At 67.1% G+C, this 16,653-nt stretch carries 17 protein-coding genes; 12 read left to right on the top strand and 5 right to left on the bottom strand.

Going from position 1 to position 16,653, the window contains the following annotated elements; all coding sequences use genetic code 11:
• Nucleotides 1-5 precede the first annotated feature (5 nt).
• On the bottom strand, nt 6-593 hold the full coding sequence (locus SGCZBJ_RS01725) for an SRPBCC family protein (protein WP_101716313.1): 588 nt from the start codon (nt 591-593) through the stop codon (nt 6-8).
• A 302-nt stretch (nt 594-895) separates the two neighbouring features.
• Here SGCZBJ_RS01725 and SGCZBJ_RS01720 point away from each other — a divergent pair, with 302 nt between their 5' ends.
• The 3 genes from SGCZBJ_RS01720 to SGCZBJ_RS01715 are packed head-to-tail and all read left to right on the top strand — an operon-like array spanning nt 896 to nt 2,327.
• Nucleotides 896-1,828 carry an iron-containing redox enzyme family protein gene (locus SGCZBJ_RS01720; protein ID WP_101716312.1) on the top strand — a complete coding sequence of 311 codons (933 nt, stop codon included), beginning with the start codon at nt 896-898 and terminating at the stop codon, nt 1,826-1,828.
• A gap of 5 nt (nt 1,829-1,833) precedes the next feature.
• Nucleotides 1,834-2,070 (top strand): DUF2188 domain-containing protein, encoded by a 237-nt coding sequence (locus tag SGCZBJ_RS25220; RefSeq protein WP_133149164.1) that lies wholly within the window; start codon nt 1,834-1,836, stop codon nt 2,068-2,070.
• A complete protein-coding gene (locus SGCZBJ_RS01715) occupies nt 2,067-2,327 on the top strand; it encodes a hypothetical protein (RefSeq protein WP_101716311.1) in 261 nt (86 codons plus the stop codon). The genes SGCZBJ_RS25220 and SGCZBJ_RS01715 overlap by 4 nt, the downstream gene beginning before the upstream one ends.
• Before the next feature lie 114 nt (nt 2,328-2,441).
• Here SGCZBJ_RS01715 and SGCZBJ_RS01710 read toward each other — a convergent pair whose 3' ends face one another.
• Complete coding sequence (locus tag SGCZBJ_RS01710; protein ID WP_101716310.1) at nt 2,442-3,176, bottom strand: Crp/Fnr family transcriptional regulator; 735 nt, start codon at nt 3,174-3,176, stop codon at nt 2,442-2,444.
• Between the two features lie 130 nt (nt 3,177-3,306).
• On the opposite strand from SGCZBJ_RS01710, the gene SGCZBJ_RS01705 reads away from it, so the two are divergent.
• The 3 genes from SGCZBJ_RS01705 (at nt 3,307) to SGCZBJ_RS01695 (ending at nt 4,864) form a co-directional block, all read left to right on the top strand.
• Nucleotides 3,307-3,507 (top strand): hypothetical protein, encoded by a 201-nt coding sequence (locus SGCZBJ_RS01705; RefSeq protein WP_133149163.1) that lies wholly within the window; start codon nt 3,307-3,309, stop codon nt 3,505-3,507.
• On the top strand, nt 3,504-4,262 hold the full coding sequence (locus SGCZBJ_RS01700) for a Crp/Fnr family transcriptional regulator (protein WP_101716308.1): 759 nt from the start codon (nt 3,504-3,506) through the stop codon (nt 4,260-4,262). The genes SGCZBJ_RS01705 and SGCZBJ_RS01700 overlap by 4 nt, the downstream gene beginning before the upstream one ends.
• 362 nt (nt 4,263-4,624) lie before the next feature.
• Nucleotides 4,625-4,864 carry a DUF6894 family protein gene (locus tag SGCZBJ_RS01695; protein ID WP_101716307.1) on the top strand — a complete coding sequence of 80 codons (240 nt, stop codon included), beginning with the start codon at nt 4,625-4,627 and terminating at the stop codon, nt 4,862-4,864.
• 169 nt (nt 4,865-5,033) lie between these two features.
• Here the strand turns inward: SGCZBJ_RS01695 and SGCZBJ_RS01690 are convergent, their stop codons facing one another.
• Nucleotides 5,034-5,453, bottom strand: a complete 420-nt coding sequence (locus tag SGCZBJ_RS01690; RefSeq protein ID WP_101716306.1) for a hypothetical protein — start codon at nt 5,451-5,453, stop codon at nt 5,034-5,036.
• Between the two features lie 201 nt (nt 5,454-5,654).
• On the opposite strand from SGCZBJ_RS01690, the gene SGCZBJ_RS01685 reads away from it, so the two are divergent.
• From SGCZBJ_RS01685 to ku, 6 genes are all read left to right on the top strand, one after another.
• Nucleotides 5,655-6,305 carry a DUF6766 family protein gene (locus SGCZBJ_RS01685; RefSeq protein ID WP_101716305.1) on the top strand — a complete coding sequence of 217 codons (651 nt, stop codon included), beginning with the start codon at nt 5,655-5,657 and terminating at the stop codon, nt 6,303-6,305.
• A gap of 121 nt (nt 6,306-6,426) precedes the next feature.
• Nucleotides 6,427-8,739 (top strand): PAS domain-containing protein, encoded by a 2,313-nt coding sequence (locus SGCZBJ_RS01680; protein ID WP_101716304.1) that lies wholly within the window; start codon nt 6,427-6,429, stop codon nt 8,737-8,739.
• Nucleotides 8,740-8,874: 135 nt separating this feature from the next.
• Complete coding sequence (locus tag SGCZBJ_RS01675) at nt 8,875-9,411, top strand: hemerythrin domain-containing protein (protein ID WP_101716303.1); 537 nt, start codon at nt 8,875-8,877, stop codon at nt 9,409-9,411.
• A gap of 66 nt (nt 9,412-9,477) precedes the next feature.
• On the top strand, nt 9,478-11,616 hold the full coding sequence (locus SGCZBJ_RS01670) for a catalase (RefSeq protein ID WP_101716302.1): 2,139 nt from the start codon (nt 9,478-9,480) through the stop codon (nt 11,614-11,616).
• Nucleotides 11,617-12,206: 590 nt separating this feature from the next.
• Nucleotides 12,207-12,452, top strand: a complete 246-nt coding sequence (locus SGCZBJ_RS01665) for a DUF5961 family protein (RefSeq protein ID WP_101716301.1) — start codon at nt 12,207-12,209, stop codon at nt 12,450-12,452.
• Between the two features lie 62 nt (nt 12,453-12,514).
• Nucleotides 12,515-13,405, top strand: a complete 891-nt coding sequence (ku, locus tag SGCZBJ_RS01660; protein WP_101716336.1) for a non-homologous end joining protein Ku — start codon at nt 12,515-12,517, stop codon at nt 13,403-13,405.
• On the opposite strand, the gene SGCZBJ_RS01655 is transcribed toward ku, so the two are convergent.
• Together SGCZBJ_RS01655 and ligD are read right to left on the bottom strand one after the other, a co-directional pair.
• Nucleotides 13,402-13,953 carry an efflux RND transporter periplasmic adaptor subunit gene (locus SGCZBJ_RS01655; protein ID WP_101716300.1) on the bottom strand — a complete coding sequence of 184 codons (552 nt, stop codon included), beginning with the start codon at nt 13,951-13,953 and terminating at the stop codon, nt 13,402-13,404. The genes ku and SGCZBJ_RS01655 overlap by 4 nt on opposite strands.
• A gap of 3 nt (nt 13,954-13,956) precedes the next feature.
• Nucleotides 13,957-16,596 carry a DNA ligase D gene (ligD, locus tag SGCZBJ_RS01650; protein ID WP_101716299.1) on the bottom strand — a complete coding sequence of 880 codons (2,640 nt, stop codon included), beginning with the start codon at nt 16,594-16,596 and terminating at the stop codon, nt 13,957-13,959.
• Nucleotides 16,597-16,653: the final 57 nt, after the last annotated feature.

Genomic DNA, 16,653 nt, shown 5'->3' with positions numbered 1-16,653 from the left:
TGGGGTCAGCCTTGCGGCGCGGCGTTGGAGGTCTTCGCGGTGGAGATCTCGCCCGTCTCCATCAACTGCTTGAAACGGCGCAGCTCTCGGCGCGCCTGGATCTTGGGCTCTTTCTGGAACAGCTTGGCGATCAGCTTGCCAAGGTCTCCCCCCGGCGGCTCGTAGACGATGGTGGCGGTCACCTCGGTGCCGCGTCCGGGGGGACCATCGCGAAACTCCACCCGCCCGAAGTTCTTGATGTCGGCGCCTTCAACCGACTCCCAGGCCAGAAGCTCGTTGTCGACCTCGTCGGTGAGGACGCTTTCCCACGCCACGGTCCTACCCGCCGGCGCCTTGACCACCCAGCGCCAGCGGCGAGCGTCGCTGGGCGTGATGCTTTCGACGTTCTCCATGAAGCGCGCCAGGTTTCGAAAATCGCGCCAGAACGCATAGAGCTCGGCGCGCGGCCGATTGATGGTGACGGTGCGCCCCACCAAGGCGGCCTGGCGCCAGCCGCGCTCCTCGGCGACCTCGTGGGCGATGTCGCGCTGGTGCACGGCGGCGGTCAGCGGCGCGTCGCTTTGCAGCGCGCGGCCGATGGTCTCTTCGGACATCCTCGATCTCCTGGGTTCGGCGGATCAACCGCCCGCCGTCGCCGTTGTTCCGAAGGCGAAGGTCCAGGCGTATCGCGCCCATCAAATGACAGCCGCCCGATGAACCCTCGCGCCGCCAAGGAAAAAGGCCGTTTCGCGAGGCTCAGTCGCTGAGCCGGCCATCCGACATTGGAACGCGCGCTTGGACCTCTCGTTTGTGCTGCTCGCCGCCGGTGACGCGGCCAGTGCAACCGCGGGAGACGGTAAGGATGCGCAATCTGCATTCACGCCCAACCGGCTCCCGCCCGATCGGAGTGCAAACCATGTTTGGTGGCGATCGCCTCTCGCGCCTTGGCGCCTTCAGCCCGCAATTTCCTGACGCCGACGCCCTGCACAAGGGCCTGGCGCACTGGAACCACTATCGTCTGTCGCCCGAGGCCCCGAGCGCTGATTGGCGCCATGCGATCGCGCGAGAGCGCCTCATGAAGGAGGTGGAGGGCGAGTTCATCGAAGCCTTCCGCGCCCACGTCGCGCCGCTGGTCGAGACGGTCCCGCAGGAGGCCGAAGCCTTCGTGTCCTGGTTCGAGGCGCTCAAGGACCATGGTCCCGGCCAATGGGACCCATTGTTCGACTGGCTGCAGGACGCGGCCAGCCTCGAGGACATCAAATGGTTCCTGACCCAGGAGGCGGCCGGCGAGGCCGGTTTCGACGATCTGGTCGCCTTGACCCAGGTCAAGATTCCCGACCGCGCCAAGCTGGAACTGGCCCGCAACTACTGGGACGAGATGGGTCGCGGCAGCGCCAAGGGCATGCACGGCCCGATGCTCTCGCGAACGACCGCGACCCTGGGCCTGACACCGACCATCGACACCACCCTGTGGCAATCGCTTTGCCTGGCCAACACGATGACGGCTTTCGCCACCACGCGCCGCTACGCGTGGCACTCGGTCGGCGCTTTGGGCGTGGTCGAACTGACTGCGCCCGGCCGGGTGACCTGCGTCGATGCTGGTCTCAAGCGTGTCGGCGTCTCGCCAGAAGCCCGAAAGTACTTCGCGCTTCACGCCCATCTGGATGTGGAGCACTCCAAGGCCTGGAACACCGAGGCCCTGCTCCCGCTCGTGGCGGAGGATCCCATGCGCGCCCGGTACATCGCCGAAGGCGCGGTGATGCGTCTGATCTGCGGTGAGCAGTGCTTTGAGACCTATCGCGCCCATCTTTGGGCCCACGCCCGCCCATTGGTCTACGCGGCCGAGTGATCGCCATGACGACCCTCTTCGATGTCCTGCCCTACGATGGCGGGTGGTGCGTGAAGATCGCCGATACTGGCGAGGTTCTGTTCTTCCCTGCGCGCCGGCGTGCGATTGCAGAGGCCAGGCGCCTGGCGCGCCTCTGGCCCCGACCGGCCAGGATCAAGGTTCATGTGCGAGATGCGCCAAGCCCCCAGGCCTGGCGTCAGAATCCGGACGGCTTTGCCTATCCGCTGGGCGCGCCGGCATGACCGCGCCGGGGTCCTGCGTCCAGTCGGCGGTGGTCGGGCAGGCCGGGATCGGCGCGGACGATGCGATCTTCCGTTTCACGATCTCGCCTAGCCAAGGCCAATGGCTTTGGCGGACCTTCGAGCGTGACGGACGAACGCGCGCGCAGGGCCTGGCCCAAAGCCGAAAGCACGCCGCCGCGCTGATCATCCACGCCATCCTCCGATCGCGCGCTCCCGCCGCGGCGCCCACGATCAGCACGCCCTCCCGTGCGGCCTGAGGCGCTGATCGTGAGCTGGAAGGCTGATTGTCAGGCTCGCTTTTGGCTTCCCAGCGACCTGATAATTATCGGGGGCCGCAAGCCTTGGTCACACAACCCTCATGGCCGCGGCGATTAGACGGGATCGTTCTGAAGGCGCAGATAGGCTGGGTCGAACTGGCCAAGCCGCGCCAGGGCCTCCCAGTCGTTGACGGTCACGTGACCCGCCTTCCAGTCCAGGAGCCCCTGGCGACGCAGGTCCATCAGCACGCGATTGACGTGCACCTGGGTAAGACCCAGCACGTCACCAAGGTCGACCTGGGTCATGGGCAGAGAAAACCTCAAATCCGACGCGATGCCCCCCGCTTCGAGCCGCAGATAGAGCTCGCAGATCAGGTGCGCCAGGCGGCTGGCCGCGTTCTGTTGGCCAAGCGCCACCAGCCACTGCCTGTGGATGGCCGCATCGACCACCGTCTCCAGCCATAGCAACCGCGTCAGGTGGGGATGCTGTTGGGTGAGGCGTCGCAGGTCCTCGTGGGCGGCCGGCGCGACGACGCAGTCGGCCAAGGCCACGACGCCGTGGTCCATCTGCCGCATCAGAAGGCTGTGCAGGTCCACGAAGTCGCCGCCGATATTGATCTGGGTGAGCTGGCGCCCGCCGGTCGGCGTCAGCGTAAAGCGGGCGCAAAAGCCGCTGACCACGAAGGTGCTGAAATTGGGCCGGTCGCCGGGCTCCACCAGCGCCTTGCCGGCGGCGACCCGCCGCGTCGCCCCCAGGAGATTGGCCAGCGCCTCGCGCTCGATCGGAGTGATGACGTCGCGCCTGGCCATCTTTTCGATGAGCGGCGTGATCATGGGGGCTTGCGACATGGCGAGTTGGGGGACCTCCCCTCTCCCTTCAAGGACGACGCATTTTAGGCCGTCAAACGTTCTGGCCGATAACCTAGATCAACGCGGACCTGCGGCGATGGGCCTAGAATCCCTGCGCCTGGAGGATTCCTTGCTCAGTCCGCTCATCTTTATTGGCGTCACAGACGATTGCAGGACAACGTTCGTCGACCTGGACATCGAGACGATCGACCCCGTGCAGCGGGCCAACGCCCTGCTGGCCGAGCACCGCAGTTGTGACGAGATCGAGGTCTGGCGCGATGACATTCGGATCGCCGTCATTGCGCGCGCCCCAGCGGATTCGCCATCTTGAACCGCCTTTTGATCGCCAGTCTCGACCGGTTCGGGCCTTTGCGCGAGGGCGTGCGCGAGCGCCTGTCGACGTGCGCGCTGACGTCGGAGACGTTCGAATCTGGCGATCTCATCATGGCGGCCGGCGAACGCTCTTGCCTGCGGCTCCTGGCGCGCGGGTTGGCCATTAAGCAAACGGTCTTGAGCGACGGCGGTCGCCAGATTTTCAGCGTTGCCACCCCCGGCGACCTGATCGACCTGGCCGGCCTCTTCGTAGAAAGCGATTACGAGGTGCGGGCGCTGGCGTCTTGTGAAGTGCGCAAACTGAGCCCGCTGGAGCTTCGGGCCATGCTGCGCGATCACGCCAGCTTTCTGGCGACCCTCTGCCGGGCGGTGCTGACCGAGGCGCGGGCGCAGCGCAATCGCGTGATCAGCCTGGGCCGCCGGTCTGCGGCGGCCCGCACGGCCAATCTCTTTTGCGAGATCTATTGGCGCCAGAAGAGCTTGGGCCTGGCCAAGGACAACCGTTGCGCCCTGCCGGCGGTACAAGGCGACATCGCCGACGCCCTGGGCCTCTCGGTCGTGCATATCCATAGGGTGCTGCGTGGTCTTCGCGACGATCACATGGCGGTCGTCAAGAACGGCGTCCTGCAGATCCTCGATTGGGATCGACTATCTGCGCTGGGCGACTTTGATCCAGAAGCCTTTCAGCCCCAGACCGACGCGGCTGACGGGCCTGTCAGCAGGCGGCAGAGCTCCAGCGAGCACGGGGCGTGATGCATGGGCGGCGTGATCAATTGATCGTCGCGGAGCCTTCGGGGAACGCCCGGCCGCGCGACGGCCTTCTTTCAAACCCGGCTCGAGCCAGCCACTCGACTGGCGGCGCAAGCTACGGAGAGGTCCGGTCTCGCCCGCCCGCCCAGGTCGGCGGCCGAGGGTCAAGGCGCTCCATTCATCGAGGATTTCTGTTCGATGACCCTGTCCACCAACCGCTCTGACGCCCAGCGCCCTGATCGCTGGTCCAGACTTCGTCGGGCTGAAGGCTGGCGAGGCGATAGCGCCGGTTTCAGGCGTCGGCCAAGGGCTGGGCTGACGCGGGAGACCGCGCGCGTCATTCAGAGCGCTCCGAGCTTGCGGCCATGAGCACCTTTCACTTCGACATCGACAGCGACGGCGCAACGACGACCGAGAAGGTCGAGGCCGTCGACCAGTCCGCAGCGATCAGGCAGGCCTTGCTGCTGGTCTCCGAAATCCTTCGCGACCACGCCCTTTGCGATCACACCACGATCTGCCTGCACATCAGCGTCCGCGGTCAGGATGAACGGATCGTGTGGAAAGGCGGCGCCCGCGGCCTCCAGCCCGACGCGCAGGAAAACTAGGCCTCTCCCCAGCGATCGTTCGAGCAGACCGGCCACGCACGAACCCGACAAGCCGGTACAGAGGCGTTCGTGGGCTCGCCCTGCCCCATCGCCGGGCCCCGTCCGGGCGCCCGATCCGATGCCCATGGGCGCCCTGGTCCTTCCGAGGATCGGAGCGCGCGGAGAGCCCTCAGCCTGCCGGCGGCGGCTTCATCCACACCTCGACCTTGTGGACCGCGCCAGAGCCGTGTTCGTTGAGGGCGATGTCGGCGCGCCAGGCGGCTATCTCTGGATGACGGTCGAAAAACCCAAGGTCTTCGGCCGCGTGCACCTCGAAGACATTGTCGGCCGGACGATTGGGGAAGTTGCCGCGCTCGGCCGGGCCCGAAGCCTCCTTGAGGTCCGGCTTGAGCCAGATCAGCACTTCCCAGTCCTCGACCTGCGCTTGGCCTGCCTTCATCGCCACCTTGTAGCGCTCGATGTCCGGATGCTGGTCCCAGAACGCCTCGTCGTGCGGCTTGCCGCGGATCAGCAGGTCGGCGCCCTCGGGGGCGGCTGGCGCGGGAATGGGCCCTGCCTGGGCGGGATCGGACAACGGCGCCTCGAACATCAAGCTTCTCCTTGCGGCGATACCAAGCGCGGCTCGCGCCGCGCCCTCATCTCAACGCGCAGGAGGGCGGTGGGTGTCGGGGAGATCCCATCAAGCGTCCTTCGACATCGACCATCCCCCTCCGGCAAGCCGGTGGGCTGGATGCCGTCCACGCAAATGAGGGTCGTGGAACCAACCGACCTGCCAGGCGACTTTTCCCGAATGGTTCGGTTCCTGAAGCGCAACGGCTTGACGATCGTGCTGATGGCGATGTTCGCCGCCAGTCTGGTCGGTCAGTGGCTGACGGGATGGCGTGTGGCGCTGCAGGATCTGCGGCGCCATGGCGAGCCTGGGATCGGACTGATCAGCTACTTATCCGACCCTGCCTTCATCTCGACCGTGTTTGAGAACTGGGAGAGCGAGTTCCTGCAGATGGCCGTCTACGTCGTGCTGACGGCCTATCTCTTCCAGCACGGTTCTTCGGAATCCAAGGACCCTGACGCCCCTGAGCGCGATGTCCTGCCCAGCAAGGAGCAGGACGCCCCGCCGCTGGCCCGCCGCGCCGGGCCTCTGGCCTGGCTCTATGCCCACTCGCTCGGACTTGTCCTGGCTCTGCTGTTCATGGCCGCTTTCGTCCTGCACTGGGTGTTCAGCGCCAAGCAGGCCGCCCAGGAGGCGGCCGAGCACGGTCAGGTGGCCCAAGGCGTTCTGGCCTATCTCGCCGACCCGCAACTTTGGTTCGAATCCTTCCAGAACTGGCAAAGCGAGTTCCTCTCGACCGCCGTGCTCGTGGTCCTGTCGATCGTCCTGCGCCAAAAGAACTCGCCAGAATCCAAGCCCGTCGCCGCGCCGGACGGCAAGACGGGCGCCTGATCAAGCCGGGGCCGCGGCTGTCGCAACCGAAGCTTGGCTTTGACGTTGTCGTCGCAGATGGGCTGCTGCATGCAAGGGCGGCCCAACTCTCGACGTCCCCTTGCCGGATCACCGCCTCGCTATGAGCTTCAAAGTGTCCAAAATCCTGGCGGGTGGCGAAGTGGCGAGGCTGCTAGAGGCCGATGGCGTCATCGCAGGGATAGGCCGACCCTCCGCATGGCCTCAGCCCCTGCGCCAGCAGCTCGAAGTGCTGCTGGGCGCGGCGTTCCCGATGTTCCTGATCTGGGGTCCCGAGCGGATCCTCATCTATAACGACGCCTATCGCCCCATCCTCGGCGACAAGCACCCAGGCGCTCTGGGCCAGCCATTCTGGACCGTCTGGCCCGAGGTGCGCGCCACCATCGAGCCGATCATCGAGGCGGCTTTCAGCGGCGCGGCCGCGTTCTATGAGGATCTGCCGGTCACCCTTCATCGGAAAGGCCAGGCCGAGCCGGCATGCTTCACCTTTTCCTACAGTCCGATACCGGTTGCGGACGAGGTTCCTGGCGTCCTTTGCGTGTGCGTCGAGACGACATCGGCCGCGCAGGAACGCGCCCGCCGCGAGGAGAGCGAGCGCACGGTTCTCTTTCTTGATCGCCTGACCCGCGCCACATCGACGCTGCCCAGCGCCGAGGCGGTGATGATGCGCGCGGCTCAGATGATCGGCGAGCACATGGGCGTGGCCATCTGCGCCTATGCCGACATGGATCCCGACCAGGACGGTTTCACCATTCGCGGCGATTGGGCCGTATCCGGCTCGACCTCCATCGTTGGCCGTTACCGCTTGGCCGACTTCGGCGAGATGGCGGTGGAGAACCTCTCGCGTGGCTTGCCGCTGGTCATCAACGACAATCTCGCGGAAATCGCCGCCCACGAGGCGGCCACCTTCCAGGCGATCGGCATAGGCGCGACCATCTGCATGCCGTTGGTGCGCGACGGCCGCCTTCGAGCGCTAATGGCCGTTCATCACAAGGGCCCGCACTTCTGGACCGACCGCGAGTTGGCCTTGGTGCGCGAGGTCACCGAACGCTCTTGGGCGTTCGTGGAACGGGTGGCGTCCCAGGCTGAGTTGGCCGACAGCGCCGCCGAGCTGCGGCGGATCACCGACGCCGCCCCGCTGCTGATCGCCTATATTGATCGCGATGAGCGCTACCGGTTCGTCAATCGCGGGTACGAGGCGTGGTTTGGACGCCCGCGCGAGGCGCTGCAGGGCCAACGGGTGCGGGCGGTGCTCGGGGCGGCCTACGATCGGGTCAAGCCGTACCTGGAGGCGGCCCTGGCCGGGGAAAGGGTGACGTTCGAAAGCCGCGTGGACTATCCCGCCAGCGGACCGCGCGATGTGCAGGTCGATTATGTTCCGCGGCGCGGCGCCGACGGCGGGGTGGTCGGCCTCTACGCGGTGATCTCGGACGTCACTGAACGCATCGAAGCCGAACGTGCACTTTTGCAAAGCGAGACGCGCCTGCGACTGGCCACCGAGTTTGGCGAGGTGGGGCTGTGGGACGTCGATAACGGCGATGGCGCGCTCTACTGGGACGACCGGGTCCGGGCGCTCTTTGGCCACTCGCCCGGCGTGCCGGTCACCCTCGACGACTTCTACGGCGGGCTTCACCACGACGACCTAGAGCCGACATCCAGGGCCTATGCGGCCGCCTGCGACCCGGCCGCGCAGGACCTCTACGACGTCGAATATCGCACCATCGGCGCGGAGGACGGGATAGAGCGCTGGGTGGCCGCCAAGGGGCGCGGGGTGTTCGACGCCGAGGATCGGTGTCTACGCGTGGTCGGCACGGCCATAGACATCACCGCCCGCAAGCAAGCCGAGGCCGCGCGCGATTTGCTGATGCGCGAGGTCGATCATCGGGCCCGAAACGCCCTGGCCATCATCCAGTCGATCGTGCGCCTCACCGATGCGGCCGACCCAGCCGAGTTCCGCCAGGCCATCCACGGGCGCATCGAGGCCATGGCGCGCGCGCAGTCGGCGCTGGCCAGGACCCAATGGCGCGGCGGAACCATCGCCGAGGTGGTGCGAGAGGAGTTGGCCTCCGCGATCAGCACCGGGGCGCGGGTGCGCCCTTCGGGCGGCGAAATCGCCCTACCCGCCGACCAGCTCCAGCCCCTGAGCATGATCCTCCACGAGCTGGCGACCAACGCCACCAAGTATGGGGCGCTGTCAGTGCGCGGGGGCCGCCTGGAGGTCAGTTGGGCCAGCGAGCGACAAGGCTGGTCGCTGGCCTGGGAGGAGCACGAAGGTCCGTCGGTGAGCGCGCCATCGCGCTCGGGTTTCGGCTCGCGGCTAATGGCCAACCTGGCGCGCCAGCTCGACGGCCAGATCGACTTCGACTGGAACCGCGACGGGCTGTCGGTACGCCTGAGGGCGGGCGCTCCGCCCTGACGGGCCATTCCCAGCCCCCTTGCTGATCGGAAGGGATGCGGGGCGGCCCGCCCTGACCCATCGTTTGATCATCGCCGGAACGGCCGGATAGGCGGGCGGTTAAGACCGCGTCCTTCCCCAACCGGAACATCAACCATGGCCGTCACGGCGAAGACCAAAGCCAAGCAGAAATCCGCACTGGCCGCCACCAAGGCGCAGGCCGCCCCCAAGACGCGCGGCCAAGACGCCATCGCTCTGCTGGAGGCCGATCACCGCCAGGTCGAGGACTATTTCGAGGCCTATGAGGGTCTGACCGACCCGGCCGCGAAGAAGTCCCTGGCCGACAAAATCTGTCTGGCCCTGAAGGTCCACACCCAGATCGAGGAAGAGTTCTTCTACCCACCGGCCCGAGAGGCGACGGGCGATGGCGATCTGATCGATGAAGCCATCGTCGAGCATATGGGCGCCAAGACCCTGATCGCCCAGATCGAGGCCGGGGCGCCGGACCAGCCGCTCTATGACGCCAAGGTCAAGGTGCTCGGCGAGCAGGTCCGCCACCATGTCGAGGAAGAGGAAAGCGAGCTCTTTCCCGAGGTGCGCGCCAGCGACCTGGATCTCGTCGCGCTCGGCGCGAAGCTTTCGGCCCGCAAGGCCGAACTGATGGCCCAACTCGCCCCGCCGTCCGCGCCTTAAGGCCCGCCGGCCAGCATAACCATCGCCCAGGCCTTAGGCCCCGCTTCAAATCGTCAGGATCTTCTCATGCCGACCAAGTCCAAGCCTTCGGCCGTCAAGGGCCCGATCGACACGCCTGACAGCACGGTCGGCGTCGAGACCCTCGTGGCGCCCGGCGCAGAACTGCATCAGCAGGCCGCCGACGAGACGACGCAATTGACCACCAACCAGGGCGTGCCGATCGGCGACAACCAGAATTCGCTGAAGGCCGGCGCGCGCGGACCGGTCCTGCTGCAGGACTTCATCCTGCGCGAGAAGATCATGCATTTCGACCACGAGCGCATTCCCGAGCGCGTGGTCCATGCCCGCGGCTCGGCCGCGCACGGCTTCTTCGAATGCCTGGAGGACCTGTCGGCCATCACCGCCGCCGACTTCCTTCAACGCCCCGGCGAGCGCATCCCCGTCTTCACCCGCTTCTCGACCGTTGCCGGCAACAAGGGCTCGATGGATCTGGCCCGCGACGTGCGCGGCTTCGCCGTCAAGTTCTACACCCAGCAAGGCAATTTCGATCTCGTCGGCAACAACATCCCGGTGTTCTTCATCCAGGACGCCATCAAGTTTCCCGACCTGATACATGCGGCAAAGCAGGATCCCGATCGCGAGTTCCCACAGGCCCAGACCGCCCACGACACCTTCTGGGACTACATCTCGCTGACGCCCGAGAGCCTGCACATGGTCATGTGGATCATGTCGGACCGAACCATCCCGCGCTCCTACCGGATGATGGAGGGGTTCGGCGTCCACACCTTCCGGCTCGTCAATGCCGCGGGTGAGAGCACCTTCGTCAAGTTCCACTGGCGGCCCAAGCTCAATGCCCAGTCGGTGATCTGGGACGAGGCCCTGAAGATCAATGGCGCGGATCCGGACTTCCATCGCCGCGACCTGTGGGAAGCCATCGACAATGGCGACTTTCCCGAGTGGGAGTTCTGCCTGCAGACCTTCAGCCAGGAAGAGGCTGACGCCCTGCCCTTCGACGTGCTGGACGCCACCAAGCTCATCCCCGAAGAGGTGATCCCGCTGCGGGTCGTCGGCCGCATGGTGCTGGACCGCAACCCCGACAACTTCTTCGCCGAAACCGAGCAGGTCGCCTACTGCGCCTCGCATGTGGTGCCGGGCGTCGACTTCACCAACGACCCGCTGCTGCAGGGACGGCTGTTCTCCTACCAGGACACCCAGCTCAAGCGCCTAGGCTCGGCCAATTTCCACCAGATCCCGATCAACCAGCCGCGCTGCCCGTTCCACAACTTGCAGCGAGACGGCCACATGCAGATGGGCCTGCCCAAGGGCCAGGTGAACTATGAGCCCTCCAGCCTGGGCGAGGACATCAAGCGCGAGAGCCAGACCGGCGGCTATCGCACCTTTCCCAATCTGGAGACCGGTGAGCAGCTGCGCATTCGTCCCGAGACCTTCGCCGACCACTATAGCCAGGCGCGCCTGTTCTTCCTCAGCCAAACGCAGCCGGAGCGCGATCACATCGTCGCCGCCCTGATCTTCGAGCTCTCCAAGTGCAATGTGGCGCGGGTGCGCACGGCGATGCTGTCGCGCCTGGTCAATATCGACGAGAGCCTGGCCGCGCGGGTCGCCGCCGGCCTGGGCGTCATCGATCCGATCGTTGCGGCCCCCGCCCCGGTCCCGCCCCAGGATCTGGCGCCCTCGCCGACGCTGAGCATCCTGGCCAAGGCCGCCCCGGGCCTGGTCGGCCGCAAGGTCGGCGTCCTGGTCACCGACGGCGTTGACGACGCGCTGCTGGATGAGCTGAAGGCCGCGGTCGAAGCGGCCGGCGCCAAGCTGGCGATCATCGCCCCGACGATCACCGGGGTGACCACCGCCGGCGGCCAGCTGGTCTCCGCCGATTTCCGGATCGACGGCGGACCGTCGGTCCTGTTCGACGCGGTGGCTCTCCTGCCTTCCGAAGCCGGCGGCGCGGCCTTGGCGCTGGAGGCGACGGCGGTCAACTTCGTGCGCGACGCCTTCGGCCACCTGAAGGTCATCGCCTACCTGCCGGCCGCCGCGCCGCTCTTCGTCAAGGGGGGGCTCTCCGACGCCAATCCCGACGCGGACGCGGGTCTCATCAATCTGCCAACCAAAGCCGTGGCCGACTTCATCGCCGCCGCGGAAGCAGGCCGGATCTGGGCCCGTGAGCCCCTGGTGCGCAAGGTCTACTAGGGCGTTCGCCCTTGGCCTGGCGAACGCCTGGCCAAGGGCGGCCGGTCGACCACCGGCCTTTTGGTGAGTTTCGCGCCGCCCAGGAACGAAGCGCCGCCCCGGAACTTATATCTGTGTCCATACAGCGCCTTTCCTGGCCCTGGGGACGACAGCGGCCCGGCCAGACGCCCCCCCGACGATCGCCGGGCCGCGCTCTTCCCTCCTTTCAAACCCGCGCCGAGCGCGCAGGAACCCTGACCCTGTGGCCATACCTCCCCGGGTCGCCGCATGCCGCGCAAGGCGTGCTGACGGTGGGCCGCCAGATCGACCGGGCGACGTTCGAAATCCGCTACGTCGGCTCCCCGCGCCAGCGCCTGGCCAAGGGCGGGGTCGGCGGTGATCCACCCGCGAGGCGTTGGGGCGGCGCCGCGGCGGGCTGACGCTCGACGGCGGCGAGGATTTCGAAGTCGCGATACCGGCGCCGGCTGACGGCAGGCCCACCGCCTAGTTCGAGAGCGCCGGCGAGATCCGCTGACAGGCCTGGCGGCGCCTGGTCGGTCGCCTTGAATCCTTCGGCGGCTTCGCGCGTTGATGCCGCTAGGAGACCCGTAATGACCAACACCACGCACGACGACCGGCGTTTCAGCGTTCACGCGCGCCACGCTGGCCCCCATCATGGGCGCATCGTGCGCGAGCCTTCCTTTGAGGCCGCCGCCGTCGCCTATGTTGAGGACCTCGCGGTCGCGCCGGACGAGGACGGCCAGATCAGCGTGGTGGTGCGTGACCTCGATACCGGCGGCGAGCACTGCTTCCGCATCGACCTCGAAACCGGCGAGACCGCGCCCTGCGGCGTTTGAGAACGAAACACGCCGACCATCGTTTTCTCCCTGCGCCCCGGTGGGCGGCAAGGATGCTCGACATGGCTTATCGTCCAACCTGGCAAGGACATCTTCGGCTTTCGCTCGTGACCTGCCCGGTGGCGCTGTACACCGCCACCAACAGCGGTGGCGAGGTGCATTTCAACCTGATCAATCCGGACACCAACAACCGCATCAAGATGGTCACCACCGACCCTGACACCGGGCCGGTCGAGCGCGCCAAGCTGGTCAAGGGCTACGAGGTCTCCAAGGGCGAGTACATCCTGCTGACCCAGGACGAGATCAACGCCGTGAAGCTGGAGAGCACAAAGACCATCGACATCGAGCGCTTCGTGCCCGCCGAGGAGATCGACCGGATCTACTGGGACAATCCCTATTACCTGGCCCCCGACGGAAAGCTTGCCCAGGAAGCCTTCGCTGTGATCCGCGAGTCGATGGAGCGCTCGGGGCAGATCGCGCTGGGACGGGTGGTGATGTCGACCCGCGAGCGCCTCCTGGCGCTGGAGCCCCGCGGCAAGGGCATCCTGGCCTACACGCTGCGCACCGACGCCGAAGTGCGCAAGGAGGACGAGGTGTTCGGCTCGATCAGCGACAAGGCCGCCGACCCTCAAATGATCGCCATCGCCCAGAAGATCATCGAACAGCAGGAAGGCCCTTTTGACCCGGGCCAGTTCGTCGATCGCTACGAAGAGGCGCTCAAGGACCTGATCAAGGCCAAGCAGAAGGGCCACAAGATCGCCAAGGTCGAGGAGCCCGAGGACACCAATGTCATCGACCTGATGGCCGCCCTGCGCGCCAGCCTGGGCGGGAAGGACGCCGCGCCCGCCAAGTCTTCAGCCAAGCCCGCGGCCAAGGCGGCGACCAAGCCCGCCGCCAAGGCCAAGACGACCTCCAAGGCCGCCTCGGCGCACAAGGCCCGCAAGGCAGGCTAGGCGTCGCCGCCCGCGGCGCGATAGGACCGGCGCGCCGCCTCCAAGGCCGTCTCGGCCGTCTTGCGGGCCTTGGCCCACGCCTGGCGCGCGGCCAGCTCCTCAGCCTCAAGGGCCTTGCGCCGGCGCTCAAAGTCCTTCTCCTCGTCCAACCGCCGGGCGTTGATCGACGCGAGCGCCTTTTGCGCGGCGTCCAGCGCCGAACGATCGGGCGGCGAGGCCTCCAGCGCCACCGGCGCGGCCTTCGCCAGGACCTTCAAGGCTGGCTTGCCGCGCGGCGGCGGATCGGGAACCTGAGGTAGTCCGGGATCGAGACTGAACGGGTCCTGGGAGCCCACCGCGCGACGCAGCGGGACCTCAGGATGCGCCAGCGCAACGGCCGCGGCGTCGGGATCGTCGCTGACCTTGGCCCGCCCCTCGGCGAAAAGGTTCTGGCGCGTGCCCCAGGCGGCCAAGGCCGCGGCTTGGTTTGGCGCGGCCACCACGCTGTCGTGGAAGCCGAACTGGGCCTGATAGACCTTCAGCCGGCGAGGCGCGGGGGCCCTGGCCATCTCCTAGACCTTCCCTAGCCGACGGATAGCCGCCTCCAGCGGCCGCTCGCCCTCGCAGTAATCTTCCCAGGCTGCGAGCCTGCGCACCAAGCCCGGCGTCGTACGGACTGTATAGCGGGCCGGATCAAGCCCCTTTTTCACCTGGCTCCAAGTCAGCGGCATCGACACCGGCGCGCCGGGCCGCCCGCGCGGCGACAGCGGCGCCACGGCCGTGGCCATGCGGTCGTTGCGCAGATAGTCCAGGAAGATCTTTCCCCCGCGCTTGGCCTTGGCCATGACGATCAGATAGTTTTCCGGATCGTCGTGGGCCATGGCCTTGCAAACGTCGCGGGCGAACGCCTTGGCGATGTCCCAATCCAGCCCTTCGGCCGATAGAGGCGTGACTACGTGCAGGCCCTTGCCGCCCGTGGTTTTGCAGAACGACACCAGGCCAAGGTCGGCCAGCCGGTCACGTACCTCGCGCGCGCCTTCGATCACCCGCTCGAACGGCACGTCCGGGGCGGGGTCGAGGTCAAAGACCAGGCGCCCCGGCTGCTCGGGCAGGAAGGGCTCACAGTTCCAAGGGTGTAGCTCCAGGGCCCCGACCTGGGCGGCGGCGACCAGAGCCTCGATCTTGTCGAACTGCAGATAGGGTTTGCGGTCGCCCCAGACGCTCACCTCGGAGATCAGGGCCGATTGACCCTGGCCGGCATGGCGCTGGAAGAACTTCTGCTCGCCCTGGACGCCATCGGGCATGCGGATCATCGAGCAGGGCCGGCCGCGCAAATGCTCGATCATCCAATCTCCCACCGCCTCATAATATTGCGCCAGATCGAGCTTGGTGACCAGCCGGCCGTCGGCCGCGTCAGGCCAGAGCGCCTTGCCCGCGTTGGACAGGGTCTGGCCCATCACCACCGCCGAGCCCCGGGAACTGACACTGGCCGCCTTGACCGTGACGCTCGCGCCCTTCTGGGCCCTGGGCTCGGCGAGCGCCGTCGCGGGGGATGCGGGCGCTTCTGCCTCGACCTCGGCGGCGGGCTTGTCCTCGCGCATGCCCTTGAAGGCGGCTTGGCGCAGGAGCCCGTCGGCCGTGAAGCCCTCGTATTCGATCTCGGCCACCAGGTCGGGCCGCAGCCAATGAACCTCGCCAACGCCGCCGCGGGACGGGCCCTTGCTCGCGAACGGGCTCTTGGCGGTCTCCAGGGCCTTGAGCCTCGGCAGCAGGATCGAAAGCTTGTCGCGGCCAAACCCGGCGCCGATCCGACCGACATGGACCAGTTGACCGTCGCGATGGACCCCGGCGATCAAGGACCGAAATGCGCCGGCGGTGGTCGTATAGCCGCCGATCACCACTTCATGGCCGGCCCGGCACTTGGATTTGGTCCAAGCTTCGCCCCGGCCCGAGCGGTAGGGCGCATCCAGGCGCTTGGAGACGATGCCCTCCAGGTCCATCCGGCAAGCCGACAGCAGCACCGCATCGCCTGCGGTGATGAAGTGATCGACGAAGCGCAAAACCCCGTCGCCCCCGGCGACGCGGCGGGCCAGCCGCGCCTTGCGGGCCGACAGCGGCAGGTCACGCAGGTCCTCCAGGCCGTCGAACAGCAGGTCGAAGACGAAGAACACCAAGTTTACGGTGTTCTTTTGCGAGATTGCCGCCTGTAGGGCCGCAAAGTCGGGGGCGCCGGTATGATCGAGCGCGACGACCTCGCCATCGATGATCCCGTCGCCTAGGCCCGCGCCAGCCTGGGTGATCTCCGGGAACTTGGTCGACCAGTCCAGCCCTTTGCGGGTGCGTAAGGCCGCCTTGCCGCGTTCAGTGCGCAACTGCATCCGGTAGCCGTCGAACTTGATCTCGTGGGCCCAACCGGGTCCGGACGGCGGCTTGTCGGCGGGCTTGGTCAGCTGCGGCTCGATGAAGACCGGCAGCACCTTGGCGCGCTTGACCTTCGCCTGGCCGCCCCTCGTCCGGGATTCGTCCGGCGCGATCAGCCCCGGCGGCGCGCCGTCGTCGCGATCGCTCTGCCAGATCGCGCCGGCCGGCGCCCCCTCCCCGGTCATGAACGGCGTGGCGGCCTTGCCCTTGCCGCTGGCGATCTCGGCCATGGTCCGTCGCGAGGCGATCGAGCGATCCGCGTCCGTGGGTCCGGACGGATTGCCCGGCTGGGCGGCCTCGTCGCGGTGCTTGATCAGCATCCAGCTAGCCCGTCCCCGAGCGTCGCGCTTGGTGCGTACGATCACCCAGGAGCCATGCATGCGTCCGCCTTCCATGACGAACTTCAGCTCGCCCTTGGCCAGGGCCGCGCCGATCTTTTCGAACCCCTTCTCCGGCGCCCAGTAGCCGCGATCCCAAAGCATCACCGTGCCGCCGCCGTATTGACCCTTGGGAATAGAGCCTTCGAAGTCGCCGTAGTCGAGGGGATGGTCCTCCACCTCCATGGCCAGGCGCCGGTCGGCCGGGTCAAGCGAGGGTCCCTTGGGCACGGCCCACGAGCGGAAGGTCCCGTCATATTCGAGGCGCAGGTCGAAATGCAGGTGACTGGCCGCGTGCTTCTGGATGACGAAGCGCAAAGCCTGCGAGGGAGCGATCCTGGCGCGCCCCGACGGCTCGGCCGTCTTCGAGAAATCGCGCATCGCCCGGTACTGTTTGAGCTTGTTATCCGCCATGGCCGCTCCTTCGAGGAGCCAAACGGCCAGGCCGCGCCGGTGATCCGTCGGAGGAGC

The sequence above is a fragment of the Caulobacter zeae genome (assembly GCF_002858925.1).
Lineage (GTDB): Bacteria > Pseudomonadota > Alphaproteobacteria > Caulobacterales > Caulobacteraceae > Caulobacter > Caulobacter zeae.
Note: the sequence above shows the minus strand (reverse complement) of the source record. Positions and strands in the feature narration are given on the sequence as shown.

What these genes read in the sequence shown, in the direction of transcription:
- SGCZBJ_RS01695 (WP_101716307.1), top strand. Translation starts at nt 4,625, where the DNA reads ATGAGCACCTTTCACTTCGACATCGACAGCGACGGCGCAACGACGACC.
- SGCZBJ_RS01665 (WP_101716301.1), top strand. Translation starts at nt 12,207, where the DNA reads ATGACCAACACCACGCACGACGACCGGCGTTTCAGCGTTCACGCGCGC.
- ligD (WP_101716299.1), bottom strand. Translation starts at nt 16,596, where the DNA reads ATGGCGGATAACAAGCTCAAACAGTACCGGGCGATGCGCGATTTCTCG.
- SGCZBJ_RS01685 (WP_101716305.1), top strand. Translation starts at nt 5,655, where the DNA reads ATGGTTCGGTTCCTGAAGCGCAACGGCTTGACGATCGTGCTGATGGCG.
- SGCZBJ_RS01725 (WP_101716313.1), bottom strand. Translation starts at nt 593, where the DNA reads ATGTCCGAAGAGACCATCGGCCGCGCGCTGCAAAGCGACGCGCCGCTG.
- SGCZBJ_RS25220 (WP_133149164.1), top strand. Translation starts at nt 1,834, where the DNA reads ATGACGACCCTCTTCGATGTCCTGCCCTACGATGGCGGGTGGTGCGTG.
- SGCZBJ_RS01680 (WP_101716304.1), top strand. Translation starts at nt 6,427, where the DNA reads ATGAGCTTCAAAGTGTCCAAAATCCTGGCGGGTGGCGAAGTGGCGAGG.
- SGCZBJ_RS01720 (WP_101716312.1), top strand. Translation starts at nt 896, where the DNA reads ATGTTTGGTGGCGATCGCCTCTCGCGCCTTGGCGCCTTCAGCCCGCAA.
- SGCZBJ_RS01710 (WP_101716310.1), bottom strand. Translation starts at nt 3,176, where the DNA reads ATGTCGCAAGCCCCCATGATCACGCCGCTCATCGAAAAGATGGCCAGG.
- SGCZBJ_RS01690 (WP_101716306.1), bottom strand. Translation starts at nt 5,453, where the DNA reads ATGTTCGAGGCGCCGTTGTCCGATCCCGCCCAGGCAGGGCCCATTCCC.
- SGCZBJ_RS01670 (WP_101716302.1), top strand. Translation starts at nt 9,478, where the DNA reads ATGCCGACCAAGTCCAAGCCTTCGGCCGTCAAGGGCCCGATCGACACG.
- SGCZBJ_RS01715 (WP_101716311.1), top strand. Translation starts at nt 2,067, where the DNA reads ATGACCGCGCCGGGGTCCTGCGTCCAGTCGGCGGTGGTCGGGCAGGCC.
- SGCZBJ_RS01675 (WP_101716303.1), top strand. Translation starts at nt 8,875, where the DNA reads ATGGCCGTCACGGCGAAGACCAAAGCCAAGCAGAAATCCGCACTGGCC.
- SGCZBJ_RS01655 (WP_101716300.1), bottom strand. Translation starts at nt 13,953, where the DNA reads ATGGCCAGGGCCCCCGCGCCTCGCCGGCTGAAGGTCTATCAGGCCCAG.
- ku (WP_101716336.1), top strand. Translation starts at nt 12,515, where the DNA reads ATGGCTTATCGTCCAACCTGGCAAGGACATCTTCGGCTTTCGCTCGTG.